At 62.4% G+C, this 25,666-nt stretch carries 20 protein-coding genes and 1 pseudogene; 13 read left to right on the top strand and 8 right to left on the bottom strand.

The annotated features are described in order from the left end of the window. Nucleotides 1–15: 15 nt before the first annotated feature. The 8 genes from mmsB to B0H98_RS06375 all read right to left on the bottom strand — a co-directional run bounded on the left by mmsB (nucleotide 16) and on the right by B0H98_RS06375 (nucleotide 8,420). Entirely contained in the window at nucleotides 16–915 is a 900-nt protein-coding gene (mmsB, locus tag B0H98_RS06340) for a 3-hydroxyisobutyrate dehydrogenase (RefSeq protein WP_106374214.1), read from the bottom strand. Nucleotides 916–980: 65 nt separating this feature from the next. Continuing rightward, the gene (locus B0H98_RS06345) at nucleotides 981–2,099 is read right to left on the bottom strand and encodes an enoyl-CoA hydratase/isomerase family protein (RefSeq protein WP_106374215.1); all 1,119 of its coding nucleotides are present in this window, start codon (nucleotides 2,097–2,099) and stop codon (nucleotides 981–983) included. 70 nt (nucleotides 2,100–2,169) lie between these two features. Then, a complete protein-coding gene (locus B0H98_RS06350; RefSeq protein ID WP_106374216.1) occupies nucleotides 2,170–3,324 on the bottom strand; it encodes an acyl-CoA dehydrogenase family protein in 1,155 nt (384 codons plus the stop codon). Nucleotides 3,325–3,543: 219 nt separating this feature from the next. Further along, the gene (locus B0H98_RS06355; RefSeq protein WP_106374217.1) at nucleotides 3,544–4,536 is read right to left on the bottom strand and encodes a branched-chain amino acid ABC transporter permease; all 993 of its coding nucleotides are present in this window, start codon (nucleotides 4,534–4,536) and stop codon (nucleotides 3,544–3,546) included. Nucleotides 4,537–4,538: 2 nt separating this feature from the next. Further along, a complete protein-coding gene (locus B0H98_RS06360; RefSeq protein ID WP_106374218.1) occupies nucleotides 4,539–5,426 on the bottom strand; it encodes a branched-chain amino acid ABC transporter permease in 888 nt (295 codons plus the stop codon). Between the two features lie 72 nt (nucleotides 5,427–5,498). Next, entirely contained in the window at nucleotides 5,499–6,722 is a 1,224-nt protein-coding gene (locus B0H98_RS06365; protein ID WP_106374219.1) for an ABC transporter substrate-binding protein, read from the bottom strand. A gap of 139 nt (nucleotides 6,723–6,861) precedes the next feature. Beyond that, nucleotides 6,862–7,617, bottom strand: a complete 756-nt coding sequence (locus B0H98_RS06370; RefSeq protein ID WP_106374251.1) for an ABC transporter ATP-binding protein — start codon at nucleotides 7,615–7,617, stop codon at nucleotides 6,862–6,864. Beyond that, on the bottom strand, nucleotides 7,617–8,420 hold the full coding sequence (locus tag B0H98_RS06375; protein WP_106374220.1) for an ABC transporter ATP-binding protein: 804 nt from the start codon (nucleotides 8,418–8,420) through the stop codon (nucleotides 7,617–7,619). Before B0H98_RS06375 ends, B0H98_RS06370 begins: the two co-directional genes overlap by 1 nt. Before the next feature lie 361 nt (nucleotides 8,421–8,781). Between B0H98_RS06375 and B0H98_RS06380 the strand changes: the two genes are divergently transcribed. The 13 genes and pseudogenes from B0H98_RS06380 to B0H98_RS06430 form a co-directional block, all read left to right on the top strand. Then, the gene (locus tag B0H98_RS06380) at nucleotides 8,782–9,210 is read left to right on the top strand and encodes a MerR family transcriptional regulator (RefSeq protein ID WP_106374221.1); all 429 of its coding nucleotides are present in this window, start codon (nucleotides 8,782–8,784) and stop codon (nucleotides 9,208–9,210) included. A gap of 84 nt (nucleotides 9,211–9,294) precedes the next feature. After that, nucleotides 9,295–10,464 (top strand): isovaleryl-CoA dehydrogenase, encoded by a 1,170-nt coding sequence (locus B0H98_RS06385; RefSeq protein WP_106374222.1) that lies wholly within the window; start codon nucleotides 9,295–9,297, stop codon nucleotides 10,462–10,464. 9 nt (nucleotides 10,465–10,473) lie between these two features. After that, nucleotides 10,474–12,081: a carboxyl transferase domain-containing protein gene (locus B0H98_RS06390; RefSeq protein WP_106374223.1), complete on the top strand. Its 1,608-nt coding sequence runs from the start codon at nucleotides 10,474–10,476 to the stop codon at nucleotides 12,079–12,081. Nucleotides 12,082–12,092: 11 nt separating this feature from the next. Beyond that, the gene (locus tag B0H98_RS06395) at nucleotides 12,093–12,899 is read left to right on the top strand and encodes an enoyl-CoA hydratase-related protein (protein WP_106374224.1); all 807 of its coding nucleotides are present in this window, start codon (nucleotides 12,093–12,095) and stop codon (nucleotides 12,897–12,899) included. A 14-nt stretch (nucleotides 12,900–12,913) separates the two neighbouring features. Further along, the gene (locus tag B0H98_RS06400; protein ID WP_106374225.1) at nucleotides 12,914–14,956 is read left to right on the top strand and encodes an acetyl-CoA carboxylase biotin carboxylase subunit; all 2,043 of its coding nucleotides are present in this window, start codon (nucleotides 12,914–12,916) and stop codon (nucleotides 14,954–14,956) included. Then, a complete protein-coding gene (locus B0H98_RS06405; protein WP_106374226.1) occupies nucleotides 14,953–15,861 on the top strand; it encodes a hydroxymethylglutaryl-CoA lyase in 909 nt (302 codons plus the stop codon). The genes B0H98_RS06400 and B0H98_RS06405 overlap by 4 nt, the downstream gene beginning before the upstream one ends. Before the next feature lie 65 nt (nucleotides 15,862–15,926). Next, nucleotides 15,927–17,645: an AMP-binding protein gene (locus B0H98_RS06410; protein ID WP_106374227.1), complete on the top strand. Its 1,719-nt coding sequence runs from the start codon at nucleotides 15,927–15,929 to the stop codon at nucleotides 17,643–17,645. Continuing rightward, the gene (locus tag B0H98_RS06415; RefSeq protein WP_106374228.1) at nucleotides 17,642–18,460 is read left to right on the top strand and encodes a class I SAM-dependent methyltransferase; all 819 of its coding nucleotides are present in this window, start codon (nucleotides 17,642–17,644) and stop codon (nucleotides 18,458–18,460) included. Before B0H98_RS06410 ends, B0H98_RS06415 begins: the two co-directional genes overlap by 4 nt. Before the next feature lie 40 nt (nucleotides 18,461–18,500). Then, nucleotides 18,501–19,073, top strand: a complete 573-nt coding sequence (locus B0H98_RS06420) for a hypothetical protein (protein WP_106374229.1) — start codon at nucleotides 18,501–18,503, stop codon at nucleotides 19,071–19,073. Between the two features lie 147 nt (nucleotides 19,074–19,220). Beyond that, nucleotides 19,221–21,230: pseudogene (locus B0H98_RS17170) on the top strand (type VI secretion system Vgr family protein); the annotation flags it as partial. Between the two features lie 27 nt (nucleotides 21,231–21,257). Further along, complete coding sequence (locus tag B0H98_RS06425; protein ID WP_244182988.1) at nucleotides 21,258–25,052, top strand: RHS repeat-associated core domain-containing protein; 3,795 nt, start codon at nucleotides 21,258–21,260, stop codon at nucleotides 25,050–25,052. Between the two features lie 2 nt (nucleotides 25,053–25,054). Continuing rightward, nucleotides 25,055–25,339: a hypothetical protein gene (locus tag B0H98_RS16960; protein WP_146130236.1), complete on the top strand. Its 285-nt coding sequence runs from the start codon at nucleotides 25,055–25,057 to the stop codon at nucleotides 25,337–25,339. 121 nt (nucleotides 25,340–25,460) lie between these two features. Further along, nucleotides 25,461–25,666 (top strand): hypothetical protein (locus B0H98_RS06430; RefSeq protein WP_208623585.1); only part of this gene is annotated, 206 nt, incomplete at its 3' end.

Genomic DNA, 25,666 nt, shown 5'->3' on the forward strand with positions numbered 1-25,666 from the left:
TGCCGCACTTCAGTGCTACTGCCCTTTCTTCCCCTGATAGAACGTCATCAGGCTGGAGAAATCCAGCCGGCCGTGACCCTCTGCCTTGTGCAGGGTAAACAGCGCCCGGGCGGCGGAGCCCATGGGCACGGGCGCGGCGCTTTGCTGGCTGATATCCATGGCAAGCCCCAGGTCCTTGATCATCAAGTCGGTCAGAAAACCGCCTTGATAGCCTTTCGAGGCCGGGGCGTTTTCCATCACGCCGGGGTACGGGTTGTAGACGTTGAGCGCCCAGTTGCCGCCGGAGCTTTGCTTCATGATGTCGGAAAGCACCGCGGGGTCCAGGCCATTTTTCACCCCCATGTTGATCGCCTCGCAGGTGCCCGCCATCAGAATGGCCAGCAGCATGTTGTTGCACGCCTTGGCCACCTGCCCGGCGCCGTGATCGCCGGCGTGGAAGATGTTCTTGCCCATGACCTCAAGTAGCGGCCGGGCCTGCTCGTACTGTTCCGCGCTTGCGCCCACGATAAACGTCAAGGTGCCCGCCTGGGCGCCGCCTACCCCGCCGGATACCGGCGCATCGATGAAACCGATGCCCTTTTCCGCCCCGACGGCGGCCACGCTGCGCGCGGTGTCGGCGTCGATGGTGGAGGAGTCGATGACCAGCGCGCCCTTCTTGATCACTTCGAACAGCGGCGTCTCGCCATCCACGAACAGCCCGCGCACATGCTGGCCGGCGGGCAGCATGGAGATGATGACATCCGCATCCTTGGCCGCATCAACCGCCGAGGCAGCGACTTCGCAGCCGTGAGATCTGGCGGCGTCCAGCGCGTCACGTGAGAGATCGAAGGCGCGCACGTTGAAGCCAGCCCTGGAGAGGTTGGCGGCCATGGGGCCGCCCATATTGCCCAGGCCGATAAAGGCGATCGTGGTCATGGTGTTATCCTTGTTATATGAAACGCTATGTAAACCAGTTATTTAAACCTGCTTAAACCGAGTGCTTAGCCAAGCGCTTCCAACGGGTTTTGCTCCCAGGGTGAGGCCAGCAGCTCGTCGATGAAGAACGGCTCGACCGAGGCCACGTCCGGGTAGGTCCAGGCCGGGCTGCCGTCCTTGTCGACCAGCAGCGCGCGCACGCCTTCGGGGAACTCACGGTGGCGGCAGCACTGCACGGAAAGCGAAAGCTCCGAGCGGAACACCTCGGCAAGCGACATGTACTTGGCACGTTTGAGCTGCTCGTCGATCAACGTGATGGAAACCGGGCTTCCATGGGCCAGGGTTTTCTGAGCGCGAGTGAACCAGCTGTCGTCGCTTTCGACCGCCAGCACGGCGGCCACGGTCTGCTCGGTGGTGTCGTGATCCATCAGCTCACGGATCAGCGGCGTTGCGTTGAGCACGGGGGTGTCGAGTTCGGCAAAACGGCTTCTTGAGGCCTGCTCCAGCTCGCGCAGGGTGCGGTTGACCACGCCGTGGGCGTCGATGGTGCCGCTCTCCTGCCAGCGGGCCTGGGTGAGCGAGTGCATCAGCGCCTCGCGCTGACCGCTTTCGATGCAGCGATCCGCCAGGCCCAGGTGCACCGCATCGAGCGCGTTCACGGGGCTACCGGTCATGGCCAGAAAGCGCCCGGTACCTACAGGCAGGCGGTTCAGAAACCAGCTTGCGCCTACATCCGGGTAGAGGCCGATGGTGACCTCCGGCATGGCCAGACGCGAGGTTTCCGTCACCACGCGGTGGCTGCAGGCGCTGAGCAGCCCCATGCCGCCGCCCATCACGATGCCGCTGCCCCAGCAGATGATGGGCTTGGAGTAGGTGTGCAGCTCGTAATCCAGGCGGTACTCCTGGGTAAAAAAGCGCTCGGGGAAATCCGGGTCGCCCTGCTCACCGGTGATCGATTTATACAGGCTGACCACGTCACCGCCGGCGCAGAAGGCCTTTTCGCCGGCGCTATCCAGCACCACGGCCACGATGCGCGTATCCTCCTGCCACGCCTTCAACTGCGGGCGGATCGCATCGATCATCGCAAGCGTCAGGGCGTTGAGCGAGCGCTCGGCGTTGAGGACGATTTCGCCGATGGTATGGCCGTCGCCGGTGGCGTGCTCGTTGAACAGTACGCTACTCATGCAGGCATCCTTGTGGTAGAAAAATCTGGCAAGAAGAGTCCAGTGCTCGTTTTCTAAAGCGCTGCGTTCACTATAGCTCGCCGGCGCCTTCGGCCAACACCCGGCGGGAGATGATCAGGCGCATGATCTCGTTGGTACCTTCCAGAATGCGGTGCACTCGAGTGTCACGCACGTAGCGCTCCATGGGGTACTCCTTGATATAGCCGTTGCCGCCGTAAAGCTGCAGCGCTTCGTCGCACACCTTGAAGCCGACATCGGTGGCGAAGCGCTTGGCCATGGCGCAGTAGGTGGTGGCGTCCACATGGCCGGCGTCCAGCTTGGTGGCGGCCATGCGCACCAGTTGGCGGGCGGCGACCAGCTCCGTGACCATATCCGCCAGGCGGAACTGCAGCGCCTGAAACTCCGCCAGGCGCTTGCCGAACTGCTTGCGCTCCTGCATGTACTCGCAGGCCTTGTTGATCGCCTGCTGGGCGGTGCCGATGGAGCAGGTGGCGATATTGATGCGCCCGCCATCGAGGCCTTTCATGGCGATCTTGAAGCCGTCGCCCTCCTTGCCCAGCAGGTGGCTTTCGGGTACGCGCACGTCTTCAAAGGTCACCATGCGCGTGGGCTGGCTGTTCCAGCCCATCTTCTCCTCCTTGCGCCCGTAGCTGATCCCTTGCGTACCGGCATCCACGGCAAACGCCGAGACGCCGCCCGCGCCTTCGCCACCGGTGCGCGCCATCACCACCAGAAAATCGGTACTGCCCGCGCCGGAAATGAACATCTTGCTGCCGTTGAGCAGGTAGTCGTCACCGTCGCGCTTGGCGGTGGTTTTTAAGGAGGCGGCATCCGAACCCGCGCCGGGTTCGGTCAGGCAGTAGGAACCCAACAGCTCGCCGGTCGCAAGCCGGGCGCCCCACTGCTCGACCGCTTCTGGGGTGCCGAAATCCGCGAGCATCCAGGTCACCATGTTGTGAATGGTGAGGTACGCCGTCGTGGAGGTGCAGCCCATGGAGAGCTGCTCGAAGATGATGCTGGCATCCAGCCGCGAAAGGCCAAGCCCGCCCACGCTCTCCGGGGCGTAGAGCGAGCAGAATCCCAGTTCGCCCGCCCTCTTGATCACATCCACCGGGAAGATGGCCTCGGCGTCCCATCGGGCAGCGTGGGGTGCAAGCTCGTTCTGGGCGAATGCCCTGGCCATATCGGCGTAGGCGACCTGGTCTTCACTCAGCTCGAAGTTCATGGCGAATCTCCATTCAAAGCCGTCGCTGTGCCGCTGGCTGACGAGTGGCAAGGGGCTTTTGTGTTGTCATTATTGAAGGGTCAAGGCTAATTGACGTTTACGTTAACTTATCGCCTAAACCGTTACCGCGCAACGGCGTACCCCCTCTACCTTGGGCGTAGGCGTACGCCGTCGACATAAAAAAGGCGCCCTGAGGCGCCCAACACCGAAACAGGCGGCTTACTTGAAGTTCTTGCGGTAGATGGCCCCCAGCTCACCGATGATGCCGCTTCGAAAACTCAAGACACACACCACAAAGATGGCGCCCAGAATCACGCTGACCCAGTTGCCCAGCGGCGACTGTGCCAGCAGATGCTGAAGGCTGACCACCAGCCCCGCGCCCATCAGCGGGCCCAGTAGCGTGCCCACCCCGCCCAGCAGCGTCATCAGGATCACCTCGCCGGACATGTGCCAGTGCGCGTCCGTCAGCGAGGCCAGCTGAAACACCACGGTCTTGGTGGAGCCCGCAAGCCCTGCAAGCCCTGCCGAGATCACGAAGGCCACCAGCTTGTAGGCGTCCACGTTGTAGCCAAGCGAAATCGCCCGCGGCTCGTTTTCGCGAATGGCTTTCAGCACCTGGCCGAAAGGCGAATGCACGGTACGCTGAATCAACGCATAGCCGAGCAGGAAGATCGCGAACACGAAGTAGTACATCGCCAGGTTGCTGCGCAGGCTGATCACCCCGAACAGCTCGCCGCGGGGCACGCCGTGCAGCCCGTCCTCCCCGCCGGTGAACGGCGCCTGGATGAACACGAAGAACATCAGCTGCGCCAGCGCCAGCGTCACCATGGCAAAATAGATGCCCTGGCGGCGAATGGAGAGCACGCCAAACAGCACGCCTAAAAGGGTGGCCATCAGCGTACCGGCCAGAATGCCCAGCTCCGGCGTAAGCCCGGGGTAGCTTGCCAGCAGATAGCCCGTGGCGTAGCCGCCGGTGGCCAGAAACGCGGCGTGGCCAAAGGACAAGAGCCCGGCATACCCCAGCAGCAGGTTGAAGGCGCAGGCGAACAGCGCAAAGCAGAGTATCTTCATCAGAAACACGGGGTAGGCGATAAAGGGCGCGACCAGCCCCACCCCGACCAGCGCGATATAGAAGGCATTCCGGCGCAGGTTCGCCCGGCGCTGGCGTTGGGCCACGGCGGTTGGCGCCTTGAGTACGGTTGATGCGGGCATGGCTATGCCTCCTTTCCGAACAGCCCGGCCGGGCGCAGCATGAGAACCAGGATCATGACCAGAAAGATCACCGTGTTGGCGGCTTCCGGGTAGTACACCTTGGTCAGTCCTTCGATGATGCCCATGCCAAGCCCGGTAAGAATCGCGCCCAGGATCGAGCCCATACCCCCAATCACCACCACCGCGAATACCACGATCAAAAGACTCGACCCCATGGTGGGCGATACCGGGTAAAGCGGTGCAGCAAGCACGCCGGCAAAGGCGGCAAGGCCCACGCCGAACCCGTAGGTCAGGGTGATCAACAGCGGCACGTTCACCCCGAAGGCCTGCATCAACTGGGAGTTTTCAGTGCCTGCTCGCAGGTAGGCGCCCAGGCGAGTGCGCTCGATCATGAACCAGGTGAACAGGCACATGGCAAGGGCGGCCACCAGCACCCAGGCGCGGTAGGTGGGCAGGAACATGAACCCCAGGTTGAGCCCGCCCTGTAGAATCTCCGGCGTGGCGTAGCGCGCCCCAGAAACCCCGAACAGATTGACCAGCGTGCCCTCGAAAATCAGCGCCAGGCCAAAGGTCAATAGAAGCCCGTAAAGGTGGTCCAGGTGGGCGATGCGGCGCAGCAGGAAGCGCTCCAGCAGCATGCCAAGCCCGCCGATCACCAATGGCACCAGAATCAGCGCCAGCCAGTAGTTGATGCCCAGGTAGCGAAAGCCGAGAAGCGCAGCAAACGCTCCCAGCATGTACTGGGCGCCGTGGGCGAAGTTGACGATCTTCAACAGCCCGAAGATGACCGCCAGACCCAGGCTCAGAAGCGCATAGAAGGCGCCGTTCACCAGCCCCAGCGTCAGCTGACCCATGAACACCGCCATGGGCACACCGAATATCATCGTCATGTACGACCCTCCTCGCCCCCGCGGGCAGGCGTTTTACCGGCTGCCCGCGGGAAGTGCTCAACGGTTATCGGCTCAGTTCTGCACCAGGCTGCACTGGCTTTCCGAGAGCGGACGATAGGCCTCTTCAGCAGGAATGGTGCTGAGAATTTCGTAAAGGTCCCACTCGCCGGTGGACGCTTCCGGGGTTTTCACCTGGGCCAGATACATGTCGTGCACCATGCGGCCATCTTCACGGATACGCCCGTTGCGGGCAAAGAAGTCGTTGATGGGCTCGGATGCCATCTGCTCGCGCACGGCCTGGGCCTCGTCGGTGCCCGCCGCTTCCACGGCCTTCAGGTAGTGCATGGTGCTGGAGTAGATACCTGCCTGCACCATGGTGGGCATGCGGCCTACCTCGTCAAAATAGCGCTGCGCCCACTCCCGGGACTGCTCATCCATATCCCAGTACCAGCCGGTGGTCAGCAGCAGATTCTGGGTCGCCTCCAGGCCCAGGGCATGCACGTCGTTCAGAAAGATTAGAAGCCCTGCCAGCTGCTGGCCGGACTGGGTGATACCGAACTGACTGGCAGTGGTGATCGCATTGACCGTATCCGCCCCGGCATTGGCAAGCCCCACGATCTTCGCACCGGACCCCTGGGCCTGAAGAATGTAGGAGGAGAAGTCGCTGGTCGGGAACGGGTGACGCACCCCACCCACAATCTCTCCGCCGTTGGCTTCCACCACGCTGGTCACGTCCGCTTCCAGCGCGTGGCCGAAGGCGTAGTCCGCGGTGAGCAGAAACCAGGTATCGCCGCCCTGCTCCACCACCGCCTTGGCGGTACCGTTGGCCAGCGGATAGGTATCGTAGACCCAGTGAATATGGTTCGGCGTGCAGTGCTCGTTGGTCACGCTGGAAGCCGCGGAGCCAGACACCAGCCCCAGACGGTTGTTTTCCGCCAGCACCTTGGTGACCGCGATGGTGACCGAAGACGCCACCAGACCCGCGACCATATCGACGTTGCGCTGGTCGATCCACTCGCGCACGGTGTTGGCGCCCACGTCGGCGCTGTTGCGGTCATCGGCGCTGAACACCACGATGGGCGCGCCGTTGACGCTGCCGCCGAAGTCCGCCACCGCCATTTCGAGCGCGGTCAGCCCGCCGGGGCCGGCAAGGTCACGATAGGTGCCGGACATATCCGCCAGGTAGCCGATGCGCACCTCGTCATCGCTTATCTCGGCCTGAGCGGTGGTGGCCACCACCGCGGTCGCGGCAGCCATGGCGATGCTTGCCGCGAGTCGCTTCTTGATTAACGTCATGTTCGTCTCCTGGCCTCTGGCCATTGTTGTTGTCATGTGGCGCTGTTGTGATGTGACGCTGTTGTGATACGACGTTGCTGGGATGTGAAGTCGTCAGGATGTGAAGTAGTGGTGATGTGCCTTCTCAGGGTGTTGCGCTTTATACGCCAAGCATCGTGTTGAGATGCTCGCGCCGCGCGGGCAGCTCAGAAGCGGTGATCTCCTCGACGATCTGGCCGTGGTCCATCACGAAGTGGCGGTCGGCCAAGGGGGCCGCAAAACGAAAGTTCTGCTCGACCAGCACGATGGTCATGCCGCGTGCTTTCAGCTGCACCAGCACTTCACCGAGTTTCTGCACGATGACCGGGGCCAGGCCTTCGGTAATTTCGTCGAGCAGCAGAATGCGCGCCCCGGTACGCAGGATGCGCGCCATGGCCAGCATCTGCTGTTCGCCGCCGGAAAGCCGGGTGCCCTGGCTTCTGCGCCGCTCGAACAGGTTCGGGAACATGGTGTAGATATCGTCCAGGCTCATGCCGCCGGAGCTGACTGTGGGCGGCAGCAGCAGGTTTTCGTGGACATCCAGGCTTGCAAAGATGCCGCGCTCCTCGGGGCAGTAGCCGATGCCCAGGCGCGGGATATGGTGCGGCTTCATGGAAAGCGTCTGCTGGCCGCTGATCACGATGGAGCCGGTACGCCGCCCGACCATGTTCATCATGGCTTTCAGGGTGGTACTGCGTCCGGCGCCGTTGCGGCCCAGGAGCGTGACCAGCTCGCCCTGCTTCACGTCGAAACTGACCCCGTGAAGAATGTGCGACTCGCCATAGAAGGCGTGCAGGTCCTTCACCCGAATCATTTCCCGGGCGGAGTGGTTAGCGGTTGGCGCAGTCGCCGGGGCTGAGTTTATCGTACTGTTCATCATGCGCTGGCTCTCGCTTTCTCGGCGTCGTTTTCGGCGCTTCCCATGTAGGCCTCGCGCACCCGCGGGTCGTTCGAGACGCTGGCGTAGTCTCCTTCGGCCAGCACCGCCCCCCGGGCCAGCACCGTGATGCGGTCACAAAGCCGACTGACCACGCTCAGGTTGTGCTCCACCATCAGTACCGTGCGCCCTTTCGATACCCGCTTGATCAGCGCCACGATGCGATCCACGTCTTCCGCGCCCATGCCTTGAGTGGGTTCGTCAAGCAGCAGCATCACCGGGTCGAGTGCAAGCGTGGTGGCCACTTCAAGCGCCCGCTTGCGCCCGTAGGGCATCTCGACGGTCAGGGTATCGGCGTACTCGCTCAGGCCTACCTCGTCAAGCAGCGCCATGGCGCGCTCGTTCAAGTGATCCAGGGTTTTTTCCGATTTCCAGAAGTGAAACGAGGTGCCCAAGCGTAGTTGAAGCGCCACGCGAACGTTTTCGAGCGCAGTCATGTGAGCGAACACCGCCGATATCTGGAACGAGCGTACCAGCCCCAGCCGGGCAATCTGGTTGGCCTTGAGCGAGGTAATGGGCTTGCCCCGGTACAGGATCTCGCCCCGGGTGGGTGGCAAAAACTTGGTGAGCAGGTTGAAGACGGTGGTCTTGCCGGCGCCGTTGGGGCCGATCAGGGCGTGAATATGGCCTTCCTGCACACTCAGGTCGACGTCATCCACCGCCGTGAAGCCGCGAAAACTCTTGGTCAGGCCACGCGTTTCAAGCACCGCTGCAGAAGCGGGCGAAGTAGCGGTTGCACTCATGGTGTGCCAGTCCTCTGTTGTTCTTGTGTCGTATCGGGTGCGGGCTTGATACGAAGGCGAGGTTTCGGTTATCGAGCGTCTGCCCGGCAGTTATTTTTGTTAGCGGGCTGTGCATATTTACCTGAACGTAAAGTGCAGCTTCAAACTAGCAACCTCGGGTAGGCCATGACAATTACAACTTTGGTCTACCGCTATTCATATTAGCGTTCTATAAAACAACAACCTGCTATTTGACAACGGCTTACCGCATACAGGGCGTCTCTGCACACGCCCAATGACTGCTTTACGTTAACGTCAACTTGTTTTAGCCTCAATGGCAGTGTTCCATGGGAACAGACCCTTTCGACGAGAATCTTGAACAATGAGCAGAACCTACTCGATCAGCGAACTGGCCAACGAGTTTGATGTGACTACCCGCAGCATCCGGTTTTACGAAGACCAGGAGCTGCTGCGCCCGGCACGCCGCGGCCAGACGCGCATCTACAGCAGCAAGGACCGGGTGCGCCTGAAGCTCACCCTGCGCGGCAAGCGCCTGGGCCTGTCACTTGCCGAGATTCGCGAGCTCTTCGAGCTGTGGGACGAGACCCGCAGCGGCAGCGAAAAGCAGCTTCACCTGATGCTCGAAAAGATTACCGAGCGCCGGGCGGCGCTCGAACAGCAGATGAAAGACATCACCATGGTGCAGCTGGAGCTTGAAAGCGCCGAGATCCGCTGTCGCCAGGCGCTCGAGGAGCTCAGCGAGAAACGCAGCGACGACGTGCGCGTCAAGGCTTCGTCGTCCGCTTCCTGACGACGCGGTTCTCCCAGCGCATTACCTATTCAGCACTACCTATCCAGCATGACCTATCTAACAATATTCAACAGGTGATCGACCATGCACTCTCTCTACTCGGAACTCAATTTCGGCCTCGACGATGAAATGAACATGCTGCGCGAGCAGGTCAACGCCTTTGCTGCCAGCGAGATCGCCCCGCGTGCTGCACAAATCGACCGCAACAACGAGTTCCCCAACGACCTGTGGCAGAAGTTCGGCGACATGGGGCTTCTGGGCATTACCGTTTCAGAAGAGGATGGCGGCAGCGGCATGGGGTATCTGGCCCACTGTATCGCCATGGAAGAGATTTCCCGGGCCAGCGCCTCAGTTGCGCTTTCCTATGGCGCGCACTCCAACCTGTGCGTGAACCAGATCAAGCGCAACGCCTCCCCCATGCAAAAGGAGAAGTACCTGCCCAGGCTGATGAGCGGCGAGCACGTGGGCGCACTTGCCATGTCCGAGCCGGGTGCCGGCTCGGATGTCGTTTCCATGCAGCTGCGCGCCCGAAAGGACGGCGACCGTTACATCCTCAACGGCAACAAGATGTGGATCACCAACGGCCCGGATGCGGACGTGCTGGTGGTCTACGCCAAGACCGACCCGGACGCAGGCTCCAGAGGCATCACCACCTTCTTGATCGAAAAGGGCATGCCCGGATTTTCCACGGCGCAGAAGCTCGACAAGCTGGGCATGCGCGGCTCCAACACCTGCGAGCTGGTGTTTCAGGACTGCGAAGTGCCCGCGGAAAACGTGCTGGGCAACGTCGGCAAGGGCGTCAACGTCCTGATGAGCGGGCTGGATTACGAGCGTACCGTGCTGGCCGCGGGGCCTGTGGGCATCATGCAGGCCGCCATGGATGTGGTCGTGCCCTATATTCACGAGCGCCGTCAGTTCAATCAGTCGATCGGCGAGTTCCAGCTGGTGCAGGGCAAGGTGGCAGACATGTACACCACGCTCAACGCCTGCCGGGCGTATCTCTACGCCGTGGCGGCCGCCTGCGACCGGGGCCAGACCTCGCGCAAGGATGCCGCCGGAGTAATTCTCTACTGCGCCGAAAAGGCCACGCAAACCGCGCTGGACGCCATTCAGCTGCTGGGCGGCAACGGCTATATCAACGAGTACCCCACCGGGCGGCTTCTGCGCGATGCCAAGCTCTACGAGATCGGCGCAGGCACCAGCGAGATTCGGCGCATGCTGATTGGCCGTGAACTGTTTACCGAAAGCAAGTAGGGGCATGCCATGAGCACGATCACCACCCAGGTCAACCCCAGAAGCGAGCTTTACCTGGCCAACGCCGCCGCCATGCGCGCCGAGGTGGACAAACTTTGCGCGCTTAACACGACCATCGCCCAGGGCGGCGGCGCCCAGGCGCGCGAGCGCCACGAGAGTCGCGGCAAGCTGTTTGCCCGCGACCGCATCGACCACCTGCTGGATGAAGGCTCGCCGTTTCTGGAATTCTCGGCGCTGGCCGCCTATCAGGTCTATGAAACCGATGTGCCCGCGGCGGGCGTCATCACCGGCATCGGACGGGTGTCCGGGGTGGAGTGCGTGATCGTGGCCAACGACGCCACGGTCAAGGGCGGCACCTACTTCCCGCTCACCGTGAAAAAGCATCTGCGCGCCCAGGAGATCGCCCGCAAGCACCGCTTGCCGTGCCTCTACCTGGTGGATTCCGGCGGCGCCTTTCTGCCCCGCCAGGATGATGTATTCCCGGACCGCGACCACTTCGGGCGCATCTTCTATAACCAGGCGACGATGTCGGCGGAAGGTATCCCGCAGATCGCCGTGGTAATGGGCTCCTGCACCGCTGGCGGCGCCTACGTGCCCGCCATGGCGGACGAGTCCATCATCGTGCGTGAGCAGGGCACGATCTTTCTGGGTGGCCCGCCGCTGGTGAAGGCCGCCACCGGCGAAACCATCAGCGCGGAAGCCCTGGGAGGTGCCGATGTACACGCCAAGATCAGCGGCGTGGCGGACCACTATGCCGAAAACGATTTGCACGCCCTGCAGATCGCCCGCGCCTGCGTCTCCAGGCTCAACTGGCAAAAGCGCGGCAAACTTGCCATGCAGGCACCCGAGCCGCCGACGCTCGACCCGACGGAGCTTTACGGCATCGTGGGTACCGATCTGAAAAAGCCCTTTGACGTTCGTGAAGTGATCGGGCGGATCGTGGATGCGTCCAACTTTGACGAGTTCAAGCGCTACTACGGCGATACGCTGGTCACCGGCTTTGCGCATATTCACGGCCACCCGGTAGGCATCATCGCCAACAACGGCGTGCTGTTTTCGGAGTCGGCGGTAAAAGGCGCGCACTTTATCGAGCTGTGCGCCCAGCGCAAGATTCCGCTGGTATTTCTGCAGAACATCACCGGCTTCATGGTCGGCTCAACCTACGAGCACGAAGGCATCGCCAAGCACGGCGCGAAGCTCGTGACCGCCGTGGCGTGTGCCAAGGTGCCCAAGTTCACCGTGCTGATCGGCGGAAGCTTCGGCGCCGGCAACTACGGCATGTGCGGGCGCGCCTATGACCCGAACCTTCTGTTCATGTGGCCCAACGCGCGCATTTCGGTGATGGGCGGTGAACAGGCCGCGGGCGTGCTCGCCCAGGTCAAGCGCGAGCAATTCGAGCGCGAAGGCCGGGAGTGGACTCGACAGGACGAGGAAGCCTTCAAGGCGCCTACCCGCGAGCAGTACGAGCACCAGGGCCACCCGAACTATGCAAGCGCACGGCTTTGGGATGACGGCGTGATCGACCCCCTTCAGACCCGCGACGTGCTGGGGCTAGCGCTTGCCGCAGCGATGAATGCCGAAATCGAAGAGACGCGCTTTGGCGTGTTTCGAATGTAGAGGTGGGCACCATGGCTTATTCAACATTGACGATACAAGACGGCGTGGCGCGCCTGTCGCTCGACCGCCCGGAGGTGCACAACGCCTTCGACGATAGCCTGATTGCCGAGCTGAATGCGCACCTGGTCGAACTCGAAACGCGTGCAGAAGCGGGTGACGTGCGCGCAGTGGTGCTGGGCTCCCAGGGCAAGAGCTTTTCCGCCGGGGCGGATCTTCACTGGATGAAGCGCATGGTCGATTACGACTTGGACGACAACCTTGCCGATTCGCGCAAGCTTTCCGAGCTGATGCACCGCCTGGACACCCTGCCCTGCCCCACGCTCTGCCGCGTGCAGGGTGCGGCATTTGGCGGGGCCGTGGGTCTGGCCGCCTGCTGCGATATCGTCATTGCCGCGCGCGAGGCCAAGTTCTGCCTTTCGGAGGTCAAGATTGGCCTCTCGCCCGCGGTCATCAGCCCTTACGTTCAGCGCGCCCTCGGCTCGCGCCAGATGCGCCGCTATGCGCTTACCGGCGAAGTGATGGATGCCGATACCGCGCTGTCTCTGGGCCTGGCCCATCTGGTGGTCGAGAGGGACGCGCTGGATAGCAGCGTGGACGCGATGCTTGCGACACTGCTGGCGGGTTCGCCGCAGGCGCAGCGGGCCACCAAGGCGCTGCTGGCCACGGTCAGCGAATCAACGGAGGCGGCCGCCACTCGCGAACAGACCTGCCAGGTGATTGCCCGGCTGCGCGTCAGCCCCGAAGGCCAGGAGGGCCTGGGCAGCTTTTTCGAGAAACGCCGCCCGGCCTGGGTTCAGACACCCGGTTCACAACCATGACGCAGGAGCCCGCCATGACAAGAACAACCACGTTCGACACCCTGCTGGTGGCCAACCGCGGCGAGATTGCCTGCCGGGTGATGCGCACCGCCCGCCAGGTGGGCCTCAAGACGGTCGCCGTCTACTCGGATGCCGACGCCAACGCCCGCCACGTGCGCGAAGCCGACGCGGCGATTCGCATCGGCCCCGCCCCCGCACGGGAAAGCTATCTCGATATCGACGCGGTGATCAGTGCTGCCCGGCGCGCAGGGGCGGGGGCGGTGCACCCGGGCTATGGCTTTCTCTCCGAGAACGGCCGATTCGTGACCGCGCTTGAAGAGGCGGGTATTACCTTCGTCGGCCCGCCCGCCTCGGCGATTGCCGCCATGGGCGATAAATCCGCAGCCAAGGCGCGCATGGCCAACGCCAAGGTGCCGCTGGTGCCGGGCTATCACGGCGATGATCAGGATGATGCGCTGCTGCGCTCCGAGGCCGACAAGATCGGCTACCCGGTGATGCTCAAGGCCAGCGCCGGCGGCGGCGGCAAGGGCATGCGCGTGGTGGAAAGCGGTGATGCCTTTCAGGCCGCCCTCGACGGCTGCCGGCGCGAATCCAGCGCGGCCTTCGGTGACGAGCGCATGCTGATCGAGAAGTATCTGGTCCAGCCCCGCCATGTGGAAGTCCAGGTGTTCTGCGACCGCCAGGGCCAGGGTGTTTATCTGTTCGAGCGCGACTGCAGCGTGCAGCGCCGCCATCAGAAGGTGCTCGAAGAGGCGCCCGCCCCAGGCATGCCCCCCGCGCTGCGCGAGGCGATGGGAAGTGCGGCCGTGCGCGCCGCCCAGGAGATCGGCTATGTGGGCGCGGGCACCGTGGAGTTTCTGCTCGATGCAGATGGCGCGTTCTACTTCATGGAGATGAACACCCGCCTGCAGGTCGAGCACCCGGTTACCGAAATGATCACCGGCCAGGACCTGGTCGAATGGCAGCTGCGCGTGGCCATGGGTGAACCGCTGCCCTGCACCCAGGAGGCGCTGACCATCACCGGGCACAGCTTCGAGGCGCGCCTGTACGCCGAAGACCCGGAGCAGGATTTTCTGCCCGCCACCGGCACCCTCACCCGCTTTGCGCTGGACCTGGAAGGCGCGGGCCTGGATGGTGCGCAGGTGCGCCTGGATAGCGGCGTGGAGAGCGGCGACGTGGTCTCGATGCACTACGACCCGATGCTCGCCAAGCTGATCGTTCACGGCGTGGATCGCGACGCCGCCCTTGCCACGCTCAACCGGGCACTGGCGGCTCTTGATGTGCAGGGCGTGGTCACCAACCGAGCCTTTCTCCAGCGTCTGGCTAATCATCCGGCGTTCAAGAACCTGGAGCTGGATACCCGCTTCATCGAACGCCACGAGGCAACGCTGTTCGCCCCGCGCAGCGACACAAACGAGGATTACGCCAGCGCCGCGCTGGTGGCCCTGCACCAGCTTGCCGGCGAACAGCAAGGCGTCTCGCCCTGGGAGCGCCATGACGGCTTTCGCCTGAACGCGCCCCGCAGGGTGCGCATTGCGCTGCAAGCGCCAGCCGCTACTGGCGGCGACGAGCCGGTGGTCACGGTGGAAGGCTTGCGCCAGCCGGGCGATGCCCACTGGTGTCTGGCGGTCAACGGCCAGACCTTTACCGCAAGCCTGGCCCCTCTTGCCGGCAATGCGGTGGCCATCACCCTGGACGGCCACCGCCGCCGCCTGCAGGCCCAGCGCGACGGCAACGTGCTGGTGCTGGCAAGCCCTCAAGGTGAAACGCGGCTTGTGTGGCAGCGACTCGATGCCGCCAACCACGCCGCTCACGAGGTGCAGTCAAGCTTTACCGCGCCCATGCACGGCACCGTGGTGGCGCTGCTGGTCGACCCCGGCGCCAGCGTTGAAAAGGGCATGCCGCTGATGGTGATGGAGGCCATGAAGATGGAACACACCATGACCGCACCACTGAATGGCAGCGTGGCAAGCTTTCACTTCCAGCCTGGCGATACCGTAAGCCAGGGCGACGTGCTGCTCGACTTCGCTGCCGCTGACCAGGGAGCCTTGAAATGACCCTGCCCCAGCGCGTACGCCTGTTTGAAATGGCCCCCCGGGACGGCCTGCAGAACGAGCCCGGCGCCCTGGTGCCTACCGCCACCAAGATCGAGCTGATCGAGCGGCTGGCCAGCGCCGGCATTCGCCATATCGAGGCGGCAAGCTTCGTCTCGCCCCGGTGGGTGCCGCAAATGGGCGACGCCGGTGACGTCATGCGCGGCATTACCCGCACCCCGGGCGTGGTGTACTCGGCGCTGACCCCTAACCTTCAGGGGCTGGAAAACGCCCTTGAGGCGGGGGTTGAAGAGGTCGCCGTGTTTGGCGCCGCTTCAGAGGCCTTCTCGCAGAAGAATATCAACTGTTCGATTGCCGAGTCGCTTACGCGCTTCGCGCCGGTGCTGGAGCGCGCCCAGAGCGCTGGCGTGCGCGTGCGCGGGTATGTCTCCTGCGTGCTGGGCTGCCCTTATGAAGGCGCCATCGAGCCTGCGCGGGTGGCAAAGGTCGCCCGCGCGCTTTTTGACATGGGCTGCTACGAGGTTTCGCTGGGTGACACCATTGGCGTGGGCACTCCACTCGTCGCGAAAAGGATGGTCAACGCGGTAAGCCAAGAGGTACCCATCGAGCGGTTGGCCGCCCACTTTCACGACACCTACGGCATGGCGATCGCCAATCTGTATGCAGTCATGGAAGAAGGCATCAGCGTGATCGATGCGGCCACCGGGGGCCTTGGCGGCTGCCCTTACGCCAAGGGGGCTTCCGGCAACGTGGCCACCGAAGACGTACTCTACCTGCTCGACGGGCTGGGCATCGATACCGGCATCGACCTGGAGGCCGTGATCGAGACAGGCACCTGGATCACACGGGCGCTGGGCCGCCGCCCCGGCTCGAAGGTCGCCCTGGCCAGAGGTACGCGTTCAGCATAGTTGCCGCATCGACGCCAACCGCTGCGTCCATTCGAACAGACAAGAACAACATTCGGAGAGACATCATGGCACCACATACACCCTCGACCCCGCCCCTGCCAAGCTACACCAGCAGCACCGCGGCCAAGCCGCTTCTGGGCATGACCATCGGCGACAAGTTCGACCAGATCGCCGCCGAGTACCCGGATAACGATGCGCTGATCGTGCTGCATCAGCATATTCACTGGCGCTACCGCAAGCTTCACGAGGAAGTGAACCGCTGCGCCCGGGCGTTGCTGGCCATTGGCGTCAAGCGCGGCGACCGGGTGGGCATGTGGGCGCCCAACTGCGCCGAGTGGACCCTGACCCAGTTCGCTACCGCCAAGATCGGCGCCATTCTGGTCAATATCAACCCGGCCTACCGCACCCATGAGCTCGAGTACGCCTTGAACCAGTCCGGCGCACGCTTTCTGGTCTGCGCTGACCGTTTCAAGAGCTCCGACTACCGCGGCATGCTGTATGAGCTGGCCCCGGAGCTTCAGAGCAGCACCGATGGCAAACTCAAATCGCTGAAGCTGCCGCGGCTCGAGTGCGTGATCAACTTGAGCGCCGAACAGCATGCGGGCATGTGGCGCTGGAGCGATTTCATGCAGGAGGCCAACCGGGTCAGCCAGGCCGAGGTCAACGAACTTCAGGCAACGCTGCAGTTCGATGACCCGATCAACATCCAGTACACCTCGGGCACCACCGGCTTCCCCAAGGGGGCCACGCTTTCCCACCACAACATTCTCAACAACGGCTTTTTCGTGGCCGAAAGCATGGGCTTTACCAGTGAAGACCGCCTGGTGATTCCGGTGCCGCTCTACCACTGCTTTGGCATGGTGATGGGAAACCTTGGCTGCATGACCCATGGCGCAGCGATGATCTACCCGGATGAGGGCTTCGACCCCGGCAAGGTGCTCAAGGCGGTACACGAGCAGCGCGCCACCGCGCTTTACGGCGTACCCACCATGTTCATCGCCGAGCTTGGCCACCCCGAGTTTGCCGCCACCGATCTCTCCACGCTGCGTACCGGCATCATGGCGGGCTCGATCTGCCCGGCCGAGATCATGAAGCAGGTGATCAGCAAGATGAACATGAAAGGCGTGCAGATCGCCTACGGCATGACCGAAACCAGCCCCGTGTCCACCCAGACCGGCGCCGATGATCCGATCGAAAAGCGTGTTTCCACCGTGGGCCGTACCCAGCCGCATCTGGAGAGCAAGATCGTCGATCCCGGCAACGGCGGCATCCTGCCCCGCGGCGAAATCGGCGAGCTGTGCACCCGGGGCTACAGCGTCATGCTCCGGTACTGGAACAACCAGCAGGCTACTGATGACGCCATCGACGAAGCGGGCTGGATGCACACCGGCGACCTGGCCACCATGGATGACGAGGGCTACGTGCAGATTGTCGGGCGCATCAAGGACATGGTGATTCGCGGCGGCGAGAACGTCTATCCCAAGGAAATCGAGGAGTTTCTGTATACCCACCCGGCGGTGCTGGATGTACAGGTCACCGGCGTGCCCGATGAGAAGTACGGCGAAGAGCTGGTAGCCTGGGTCAAGTTGAATGACACCGCAGGCGAGATCAGCGGCGAAGATCTTCGCGAGTTCTGCAAGGGCAAGATCACGCACTTCAAGATTCCGCGCTACTTCAAGTTCGTCGACGAATTTCCCATGACCGTGACCGGCAAGATCCAGAAATTCAGGATGCGCGAGATTTCGATCAACGAACTGGGCCTGAACCAGGAGACGCCCCGGTGAGTTCGGGGTGCCTGGCGGCGCACTACCATCAGGCATTGCGCGACGCCGACGTGCTGGCCCAGATTCAGCACCACTACCCGGCAGGCCCCACCTTGCACCAGCTGGCCCCGCTGGATCAGCTGCACATTGGCGGCGTGAGTGCTTCAAGAAGGTTGCTTAGCCTGCTCGACCCCGCCACCCACCCGCACGTGCTGGATATAGGTGCGGGCCTGGGCGGGCTGATGCGCCAGGGCGCAGCGCTGGGGTTTCAGATGACCGGGCTGGATATTACCCACCGTTTCACGCGGCTCAACCAGGCGCTGACCAAGCTTGCCGACACAGCCGGGCCGTCGCTTCGCTGGGTAACCGGCAACGCTCACACCCTGCCCTTTGCTGAGGCCAGCTTTGATGCACTGCTCTTCCAGCATAGCCTCATGAACATGCCCGATGCGGCCGGGGTATTGAAAGAGAGCCGCCGAGTGCTGCGCCCTGGTGGCACACTGGTCATGCATGAGGTGGTGAGCGGGGCCAACGTATCCAAGCTGCGCTTGCCGGTGCCCTGGGCATCCACGGCCGAGCACTCACACCTGCTCGATCATGCAGCGTTACGCGTACTGCTCACCAGGGCGGGCTTTACTCTGGAGCATGACCTGGACTGGAGTGACACGGCCCTTGAGTGGCGCGAACGCCAGCGCGGCAAGGAGCAAACAGGTAAGGCGCCGGTGCTCTCGCCGCAGTGGGTGTTTGGCGAGCGCTTCATGGAAATGGGAAAAAACCTGCTGTTCAACCTCAAGGCAGGCGCAATTAACGTGGTAGAAATAAGGGCCAGTTGCTAAGCTGGTGAGGATAATAAAAGGCCAAGGACGAGGATCACCCATGAAACGCTTGGCTGGCGTTATACTCTATAGCGTTATTGGCTCTACCCTACCTTTCACCACCGCAGCGGCCGACGACGCGCCACTGGTCGTGGCATATGCCACACCTGAAAGCGAGCTGATGCAGCTGGACAACGGCGTGGTGCTTGAAGGCAGCGACCTGAGCAGCCTGGATACCTACACCTCAGGCTTTCGGCTAACGGCAGGCTATAGCCCCTGGCAACTTCCCCGCCTGGATATCGGTGCCGAAATTGCCTACCGCGAAAGCGACGAAGTGCCCATCGCTACCAGCATGTCTCCCTTGATCATGGACACCCTGAGCCTGGGCGGCGCCATCGTTGCGGGCATTCGCATGGGCGCTGTCAGCATGTATGCCAAATCCGGCCTGACCGAGTGGCGCGGCGATACCGACAACTCCCCCGGATCAGATGAAGGCGGCACCACCTGGCTGCAAGGCTTCGGCGCCACCCTGACCATCAACCGCCTGATCACTCGGCTCGAGTACGAACGCGTCGATGCGCCCACCTTGAGTCATCTCAATCATTTAAGCGCATCGCTGCATCTGCCGTTTTAACTCGGGGCTACCTACGCATAATTTGTAAGCCATGTCTTACAACGTTGTAAGATATCCACGCTACGTGCCCTTCAGGGGTTGCCCTCTTCGCTCATATCGCTACCCTAAGCCTTCTTATACATAGCGAAGAATCCAAGGAGCGGCGCGATGGCAGACGGTACAGGTCTTCAATTTACCCTTACCTTACCCGGGGCTGACGACACCGCCGTGGTCCGCTTTACCCATCGCGAAGCCCTTTCCGAACCGTTTACCCTCTCGGTCGAATTTGCCAGCCGCGCTCACGATTTATCCCCCACCGACTGCCTGGACCAGACGGCCACGTTAACTGTCTGGCAGGATGGCGAACCACTGCGCCGCATTCACGGCATCGTCAGTGAGTTTGCCCAGGGTGACCGCGGCCATCGGCGCTCGTTTTATCAGGTGGTGATTCGCCCGGCGCTGTGGCGGCTTTCGCTGCGCCATAACTCGCGCATCTTCCAGGAGACGCTGCCTTACGATGCGATCACGACCCTGGCCCAGGAGCGCGGCCTGACGGATATCGGCTTTGCCACCACGCGTACCCCGCTCGAGCGGGAGTATCTGGTGCAGTACCGGGAAACCGATCTGGCGTTTATCGAACGCCTGGCCGCCGAAGAGGGCTGCTTCTATTTTCATGAGTTCGAAAACGCAGAAGGCGGCGCCCACCGTCTGGTATTTGCCGATGCCACTGCAGTGTTGCCAAGCGTGGGTGAGCGCACCTACCACGGCCGCGCGGGCGGCACGCCGCCCCGGCGCCATTTGCGCAAGCTGCGTCAGGTCAGCCGGGTACGCCCGGCCTCCGCCATGCTCAAGGATTACACCTTCAAGAACCCGGCCTACGCCCAGCTGCACGAGCATCTGGCGCCTGGGCTAGGCGAACACGCTCAGCGTGAGGATTACGAACACTTCGACTACCCTGGCCGCTACAAGAAGGATGGCTCGGGCAAGCCGTTTACCCGCCACCGGCTGGAATCCCTGCGCGCCGATGCGCTGGTGGCCCAGGCCGAGAGCGACCTGCCCGAACTGGCCCCGGGCATTTGCTTTACCTTGACCGACCACGATGTGGAGAGCCTCAATCAGGACTGGCAGGTACTCGGCGTGGTGCATGTGGGCGAGCAGCCCCAGGCGCTGGAAGAGGACGGCATGGCGCGCGGTAGCGCCACCTCGGATCAGGCGGGCGAACAGATGACCCGCTACCACAACAGCGTCGAGCTGATGCCCCGGGACCAGACCTGGCGCCCCATACCCAACCCCAAGCCCCGGGTGGACGGGCCGCAGGTGGCGTTCGTGGTGGGCCCCGAGGGCGAGGAGATCTACTGCGACGAACACGGCCGGGTCAAGGTGCAGTTCCCCTGGGACCGCTACGCCGAGCCCGATGACACCGCCAGCTGCTGGATACGCGTCGCCCAGGGCTGGGCCGGCGGTGGCTATGGCAGTATGGCGATCCCGCGGATCGGGCATGAGGTGATCGTTTCCTTCCTGGAGGGCGATCCCGATCAGCCGCTGGTCACCGGACGTACCTACCACGCGGTGAACATTCCGCCCTACCCGCTGCCGGAACACAAGACCCGCACCGTGATCCGCACCCAGAGCCATAAAGCCGAGGGCTTCAACGAGCTGCGCTTCGAAGACGAAGCCGGTGAAGAGCACATCTGGCTGCACGCCCAGAAAGACCTGGAACTGCTGACGCTCAACGACCGCACCGAAGAGATCCGCCGCGACAGTCACCTGAAGCTGCACCGCAACCGCTTGACCGAGATTCATAACGACGACCACCTGACGGTGCATAACCATCGCCATACGCAGATAAAAGGCGATGACCACCTTCAGGTCGATCAGACCCGTCACGAGTTCTACGGCGATTCGCAGCTATTGGAAGCGGGCCGCGAGGTGCACTACAAGGCAGGTTCTCAGGTCGTGATCGAGGCCGGGGCGGAGATCACCCTCAAAGCCGGCAGCAGCTTTGTAAAGCTCGATCCGAGTGGTGTGACCATTGTCGGTTCGCAGGTCAAGATCAACTCTGGCGGCAGCCCCGGTCGTGGCCAGGGGCAGGCGATCGTGCTGCCCCGCCTGCCGGGCGAAGCCGAGCCGGAAGAGAGCGAAGACGTCACCCTCGAGCCGCACCAAACGCCCCTGCTGAGCAGCGATATCGCCGCGGCCACGCCTTTGGCGCTGGACGATATCGATATCACCGACGGCCTGGCCGACAACTGTAGCGCCTGTGAACCCGCCGTCGGCAGCCCGGTAAACCCGCTGCTGGGGGCCAAGCTGCTGCCCGCCGAGACCGATTTTGCCCTTCCCGCACCGCGCCCCTTTGTGTTCAGCCGTGGGTACCTCTCCAGCAAAGCACGGATTGGCGTACTCGGCCAGGGCTGGTCGCTGCCCGGCGAAAGCCTGGCCATTACCCTGGACGATGACGCCTGCATTATTCACGACGCCCAAGGGCGACAGATTACCTTTGGCCCCCTCGAACCGGGGCAGGCGCGCTTCTCGCCCACCGAACAGCTGTGGATACGCCGTGGGGGTTCGTCAGCTAAAGACAATGCGCTGAGTGACGCCCCCCGCTGGCAGGCGCTGGACGAGACGCTGCGCGACGACCCCGCGCGCATCGTACTCAGTGATACCAGCGGCCTTTACTACGTGTTTGCTCGCCCTGAGCAGACCGGCACACGCTGGCCGCTGATCGAAGAGCGCGACCGTAACGGCTATGCCACGGCGTATCAGTGGGACAATGGCCTGCTGACCCGCGTGATCGACAGCGCCGGGCGCCACTACCAGTTCGTCTACGACGCCCTGCTGCCCCGGCAAGCCGACGATGCCGGTCAGCGCCTCACCGGCGTCAAGCTGGTTCAGGACCACGACGGCAGCGCTCAGGACGACTGGCTAGTGCGCTACTCGTTCAGCGCCGCCGGTGACCTGCTCGCCGTGCGCCACCGCCATGGCGAGGTGGTGCGCGAATTTGAATGGCAGGATCACATGCTGATTGCCCACCGCGTGCCTGGCGGCATGGAAGCCCACTACACCTGGGACCGCCACGCCCCGGACGGCCGCGTGGTCGGCCAGCAGGAAGCGGGCGGCCTCGCTCGACGTTACACCTATCACGTCGATCACACCCAGGTCACCGACAGCCTGGGCCGTGAGGAGAAGTATCACTTCGTGGGCAGCGGCCCCGGCCAGCGCTGGACCGCCCACACCCGCGCCGACGGCTCGCGCATCGAATTTCGCTATGACCGCGCCGGGCGCAAGGTGGCGACCATTGATCCGCTGGGCCGCGAGACGCTGGTCGAACGCGACGAGAACGGCCAGGTGATCGGTCAGGTCACGCCGGATGGGCAACATTGGACGATGGAGCGCGATGGGCTAGGCAGCACCGTGGGTATCAAAGGGCCCGAGAATCAGCAGTGGCAAATTGAACGCAGCGAGCGCGGCAATCCTCTCGCGGTCACCGGGCCGGAAGGTACCACGGCCTTCGCCTATGACGATGAGCGCCTGCCCGACCGCCCTACCACGGTCACCGATGCGGTGGGCGCGACGCACCAGCGCGAGTGGAACGCTCTGGGCCAGGTCACCGCTCAGATCGACTGCTCGCAACAGCGTACCGAGTACGCCTACGACCGCCACGGCTACCTGGCGAGCATCACCAATGCCCTTGGGGAAATCACCCGCACCCAGCACGACGAAGTGGGACGCCGTATTGTCACCCAACAGCCCGACGGCACCCACTGGCACCATCACTATGACCCGCAAGGTCGCCTGGTCGAGCTGGAAGGCCCGCAAGGCTTCCGCCAGCAGTTCTTCTTTGACGACCACGGCCGCCCGGTGCAGCGCATCGAGGCCGATGGCAGCCATCAATATACCGCCTATGACGACGTAGGCCGCCTCAGCGAGCTGACCCTGGGCAACGGCGCGGTGTACCGCTTTGCCTACGACACCATGGACCGCCTGGCCAGCGAGACCGGCCCCGACGGCCGTGAACAGCAGTACCGCTACGATGAAGCGGGCCAACTGATCGAGCGTATCGAGGCCGGCCGCCCCGGCCCGGACGGCCAGCCGCTCGCCACGCGCTACGAGTACGATGCCGCTGGTCGCCTTACCGCCCGTCACCTGCCTGCGACCGAACACGCACCGGTCAGCAGCGAACACTACCGCTGGGGCACCAATGGCCAGCTCATGAGCGTTACCAACGACCATGGCGAAGTAACGTTCAGCTACGACCATGCTCAACGGCTGACCGGCGAACAGCAGCGCCACGCAGGTATCGAAGGCGGAAGCCCCTGGCAGTGGGAACAGCGCCATACCCTCACCGCCAACGGCGCGCTGCAGCAAAGCCAGTTCGGCGACCTGCCCGCGCTGAACTGGCACACCTATGGCAGTGGCCACCTGCACGGCCTGAGCGCGCCGGACCTGAATCTTGACATCGCCTTGGAGCCCGATGCCCTGCACCGCGAAACTCAGCGTCGCGTAAGCCTCGGCAATGGCGACCAGACCCAACCGCTGATCCTGGAGCGCGGTTATACGAACCTCGGCCAGTTGGATCACCTCACCCTGCGCGGCGCGCAGGCAAACGACGGCCAGCAGTACCAGTACGACGCCCTGGGCCGGATGAGCTTCCGCGCCCTGCAAGGCGAGCAATCCAAAGTCATTGCCTACAGCTACGATGCCGCCGGTCGCCTCACCGGCAGCCAGCACGGCGATCAGGCCCACCGCTACACGGTAGACGCCGCCGGTAACCGTCTGGACGGCCAGCAGGCCCTTTCCGATAACCGCCTCGGCCAGCTCAACGGCACCCGCTACCGCTACGACGGGGCGGGTAATATGATCGAGCGGCAACAACCGGACGGCGAGCGCCTGATGATGGGCTACGATGGTGCAAACCGCCTGGTAAACCTCACCCACACCAGCGCCTACGGCCACACCACGGAGGCCGCCTACCGCTACGACGGCCTGGGCCGCCGGATCAACAAGACCGTGCGCCACACCAACGGCACCACGACCATCACCCACTACGGCTGGGATGGCGACCGCATCGTTCGGGAAGAAAGCGATAGTCAGCACACCACGGTCGTCTACGAGCCGAGCAGTTTTGTGCCCATGCTGCGCATCGATGATACTCAGCAAGGCCATATCCTCAGCGCTTTCATCACGGATGCGCTGGGTACGCCCATGCAACTGGTTGCCGCCAACGGCGAAACGAAATGGCAGGCGCAACCTGATGATTGGACGGCGGTGAAGAACGAGCGTGGGAATACTGATCAGCCGATTCGCTTTCAAGGGCAGTGGCATGATGAAGAAAGTGGGCTCTATTACAACCGCCATCGGTATTACGACCCGCAGCAGGGGCGGTATATTAGTCAGGATCCGATTGGGCTAAATGGCGGTACAAATTTGTATGGGTATGTGACTAATCCTATTGGGATGGTGGATCCCATGGGATTAGAAGGTTTTTTTGCTGAAACAAGAGTATCTATAGCCAACTCTGTCCGCAGCGGCTATGAGTCTATTAGTAAAGCAACAGCTCCATTTAGAGATAATGCTTGGGGGTATGTAAATACTGGTGCTAACTATTTGGGTGGCGCGGGACAGATTATGACTGGGGCAGCATTCTGCTCAACAGTTGCAGGCTGTATGCTGGGCGGGCCAATGATAGGCCTGGGTGTTAATAGCTTACAAGAAGCTTACACTGGAGACAGTGGATACATACGTAGCGCCGCCATCGCGGCAGGGGGCGAGCAAATGGGCAATCTAGCTGTTGATACTGCTAATTTGGGAACTTCTGTAGGAGGTCTATCAAGAAAAGTCATATCGCCTGATTCTTGGAAGTTATTCAGAAATATAAGATCTGATTACGTTAGAAAATACGAAACTATGTCTCGTGGAGGTCTAACTATAGAAGGTATTGGAGGTGCAACAGGAGTTGCATCAGGTATTGAAAATTATTTTGACAGTGATGAAGGGCAGTAAAAATGATCACATTATTAATATTATCAACAATTCTTATTCTTGAAATACCACTATATTTATGGCTAAAATCGCTTGTTAGGCGCACTAGCCACGGCAAGTTAACTTGGATAATGATGCCTTTTATCTTTCCTGCTGGAATACCAGGATTGCTAGTGGAAAAAGAATATCTAGAAAAGACTTCTCTGACAGTACTTTTATCTATACTAATTCCCGTAGTTGCAGTTTGGATTTTTATGAGAGTTGATAAAGCGGCTTTAAAATATAGGGATAGACACTTAATTCAATAGAAAAATAACCCTAGGAGTCGAAAGCCCCTTTTGACGGACGTGCGTTGATCTAACCGCCACCGAGCACGCCCCCGCCAGCACCGAGCAGTATTGCTGGAGCACTAACGAACAGTTGGCGAGCGTGACCAACGCCCATGGGGAAGTGACGTTCAGCTACGACCATGCTCAACGGCTGACCGGCGAACAGCAGCGCCACGCAGGTATCGAAGGCGGAAGCCCCTGGCAGTGGGAACAGCGCCATACCCTCACCGCCAACGGCGCGCCGCAGCAAAGTCAGTTCGGCGACCTTCCCGCGCTCAACTGGCACACCTACGGCAGCGGCCACCT

It is taken from the genome of Vreelandella songnenensis (assembly GCF_003002925.1).
Lineage (GTDB): Bacteria > Pseudomonadota > Gammaproteobacteria > Pseudomonadales > Halomonadaceae > Vreelandella > Vreelandella songnenensis.

What these genes read in the sequence shown, in the direction of transcription:
- mmsB (WP_106374214.1), bottom strand. Translation starts at nt 915, where the DNA reads ATGACCACGATCGCCTTTATCGGCCTGGGCAATATGGGCGGCCCCATG.
- B0H98_RS06345 (WP_106374215.1), bottom strand. Translation starts at nt 2,099, where the DNA reads ATGAGTAGCGTACTGTTCAACGAGCACGCCACCGGCGACGGCCATACC.
- B0H98_RS06350 (WP_106374216.1), bottom strand. Translation starts at nt 3,324, where the DNA reads ATGAACTTCGAGCTGAGTGAAGACCAGGTCGCCTACGCCGATATGGCC.
- B0H98_RS06355 (WP_106374217.1), bottom strand. Translation starts at nt 4,536, where the DNA reads ATGCCCGCATCAACCGTACTCAAGGCGCCAACCGCCGTGGCCCAACGC.
- B0H98_RS06360 (WP_106374218.1), bottom strand. Translation starts at nt 5,426, where the DNA reads ATGACGATGATATTCGGTGTGCCCATGGCGGTGTTCATGGGTCAGCTG.
- B0H98_RS06365 (WP_106374219.1), bottom strand. Translation starts at nt 6,722, where the DNA reads ATGACGTTAATCAAGAAGCGACTCGCGGCAAGCATCGCCATGGCTGCC.
- B0H98_RS06370 (WP_106374251.1), bottom strand. Translation starts at nt 7,617, where the DNA reads ATGAACAGTACGATAAACTCAGCCCCGGCGACTGCGCCAACCGCTAAC.
- B0H98_RS06375 (WP_106374220.1), bottom strand. Translation starts at nt 8,420, where the DNA reads ATGAGTGCAACCGCTACTTCGCCCGCTTCTGCAGCGGTGCTTGAAACG.
- B0H98_RS06380 (WP_106374221.1), top strand. Translation starts at nt 8,782, where the DNA reads ATGAGCAGAACCTACTCGATCAGCGAACTGGCCAACGAGTTTGATGTG.
- B0H98_RS06385 (WP_106374222.1), top strand. Translation starts at nt 9,295, where the DNA reads ATGCACTCTCTCTACTCGGAACTCAATTTCGGCCTCGACGATGAAATG.
- B0H98_RS06390 (WP_106374223.1), top strand. Translation starts at nt 10,474, where the DNA reads ATGAGCACGATCACCACCCAGGTCAACCCCAGAAGCGAGCTTTACCTG.
- B0H98_RS06395 (WP_106374224.1), top strand. Translation starts at nt 12,093, where the DNA reads ATGGCTTATTCAACATTGACGATACAAGACGGCGTGGCGCGCCTGTCG.
- B0H98_RS06400 (WP_106374225.1), top strand. Translation starts at nt 12,914, where the DNA reads ATGACAAGAACAACCACGTTCGACACCCTGCTGGTGGCCAACCGCGGC.
- B0H98_RS06405 (WP_106374226.1), top strand. Translation starts at nt 14,953, where the DNA reads ATGACCCTGCCCCAGCGCGTACGCCTGTTTGAAATGGCCCCCCGGGAC.
- B0H98_RS06410 (WP_106374227.1), top strand. Translation starts at nt 15,927, where the DNA reads ATGGCACCACATACACCCTCGACCCCGCCCCTGCCAAGCTACACCAGC.
- B0H98_RS06420 (WP_106374229.1), top strand. Translation starts at nt 18,501, where the DNA reads ATGAAACGCTTGGCTGGCGTTATACTCTATAGCGTTATTGGCTCTACC.
- B0H98_RS16960 (WP_146130236.1), top strand. Translation starts at nt 25,055, where the DNA reads ATGATCACATTATTAATATTATCAACAATTCTTATTCTTGAAATACCA.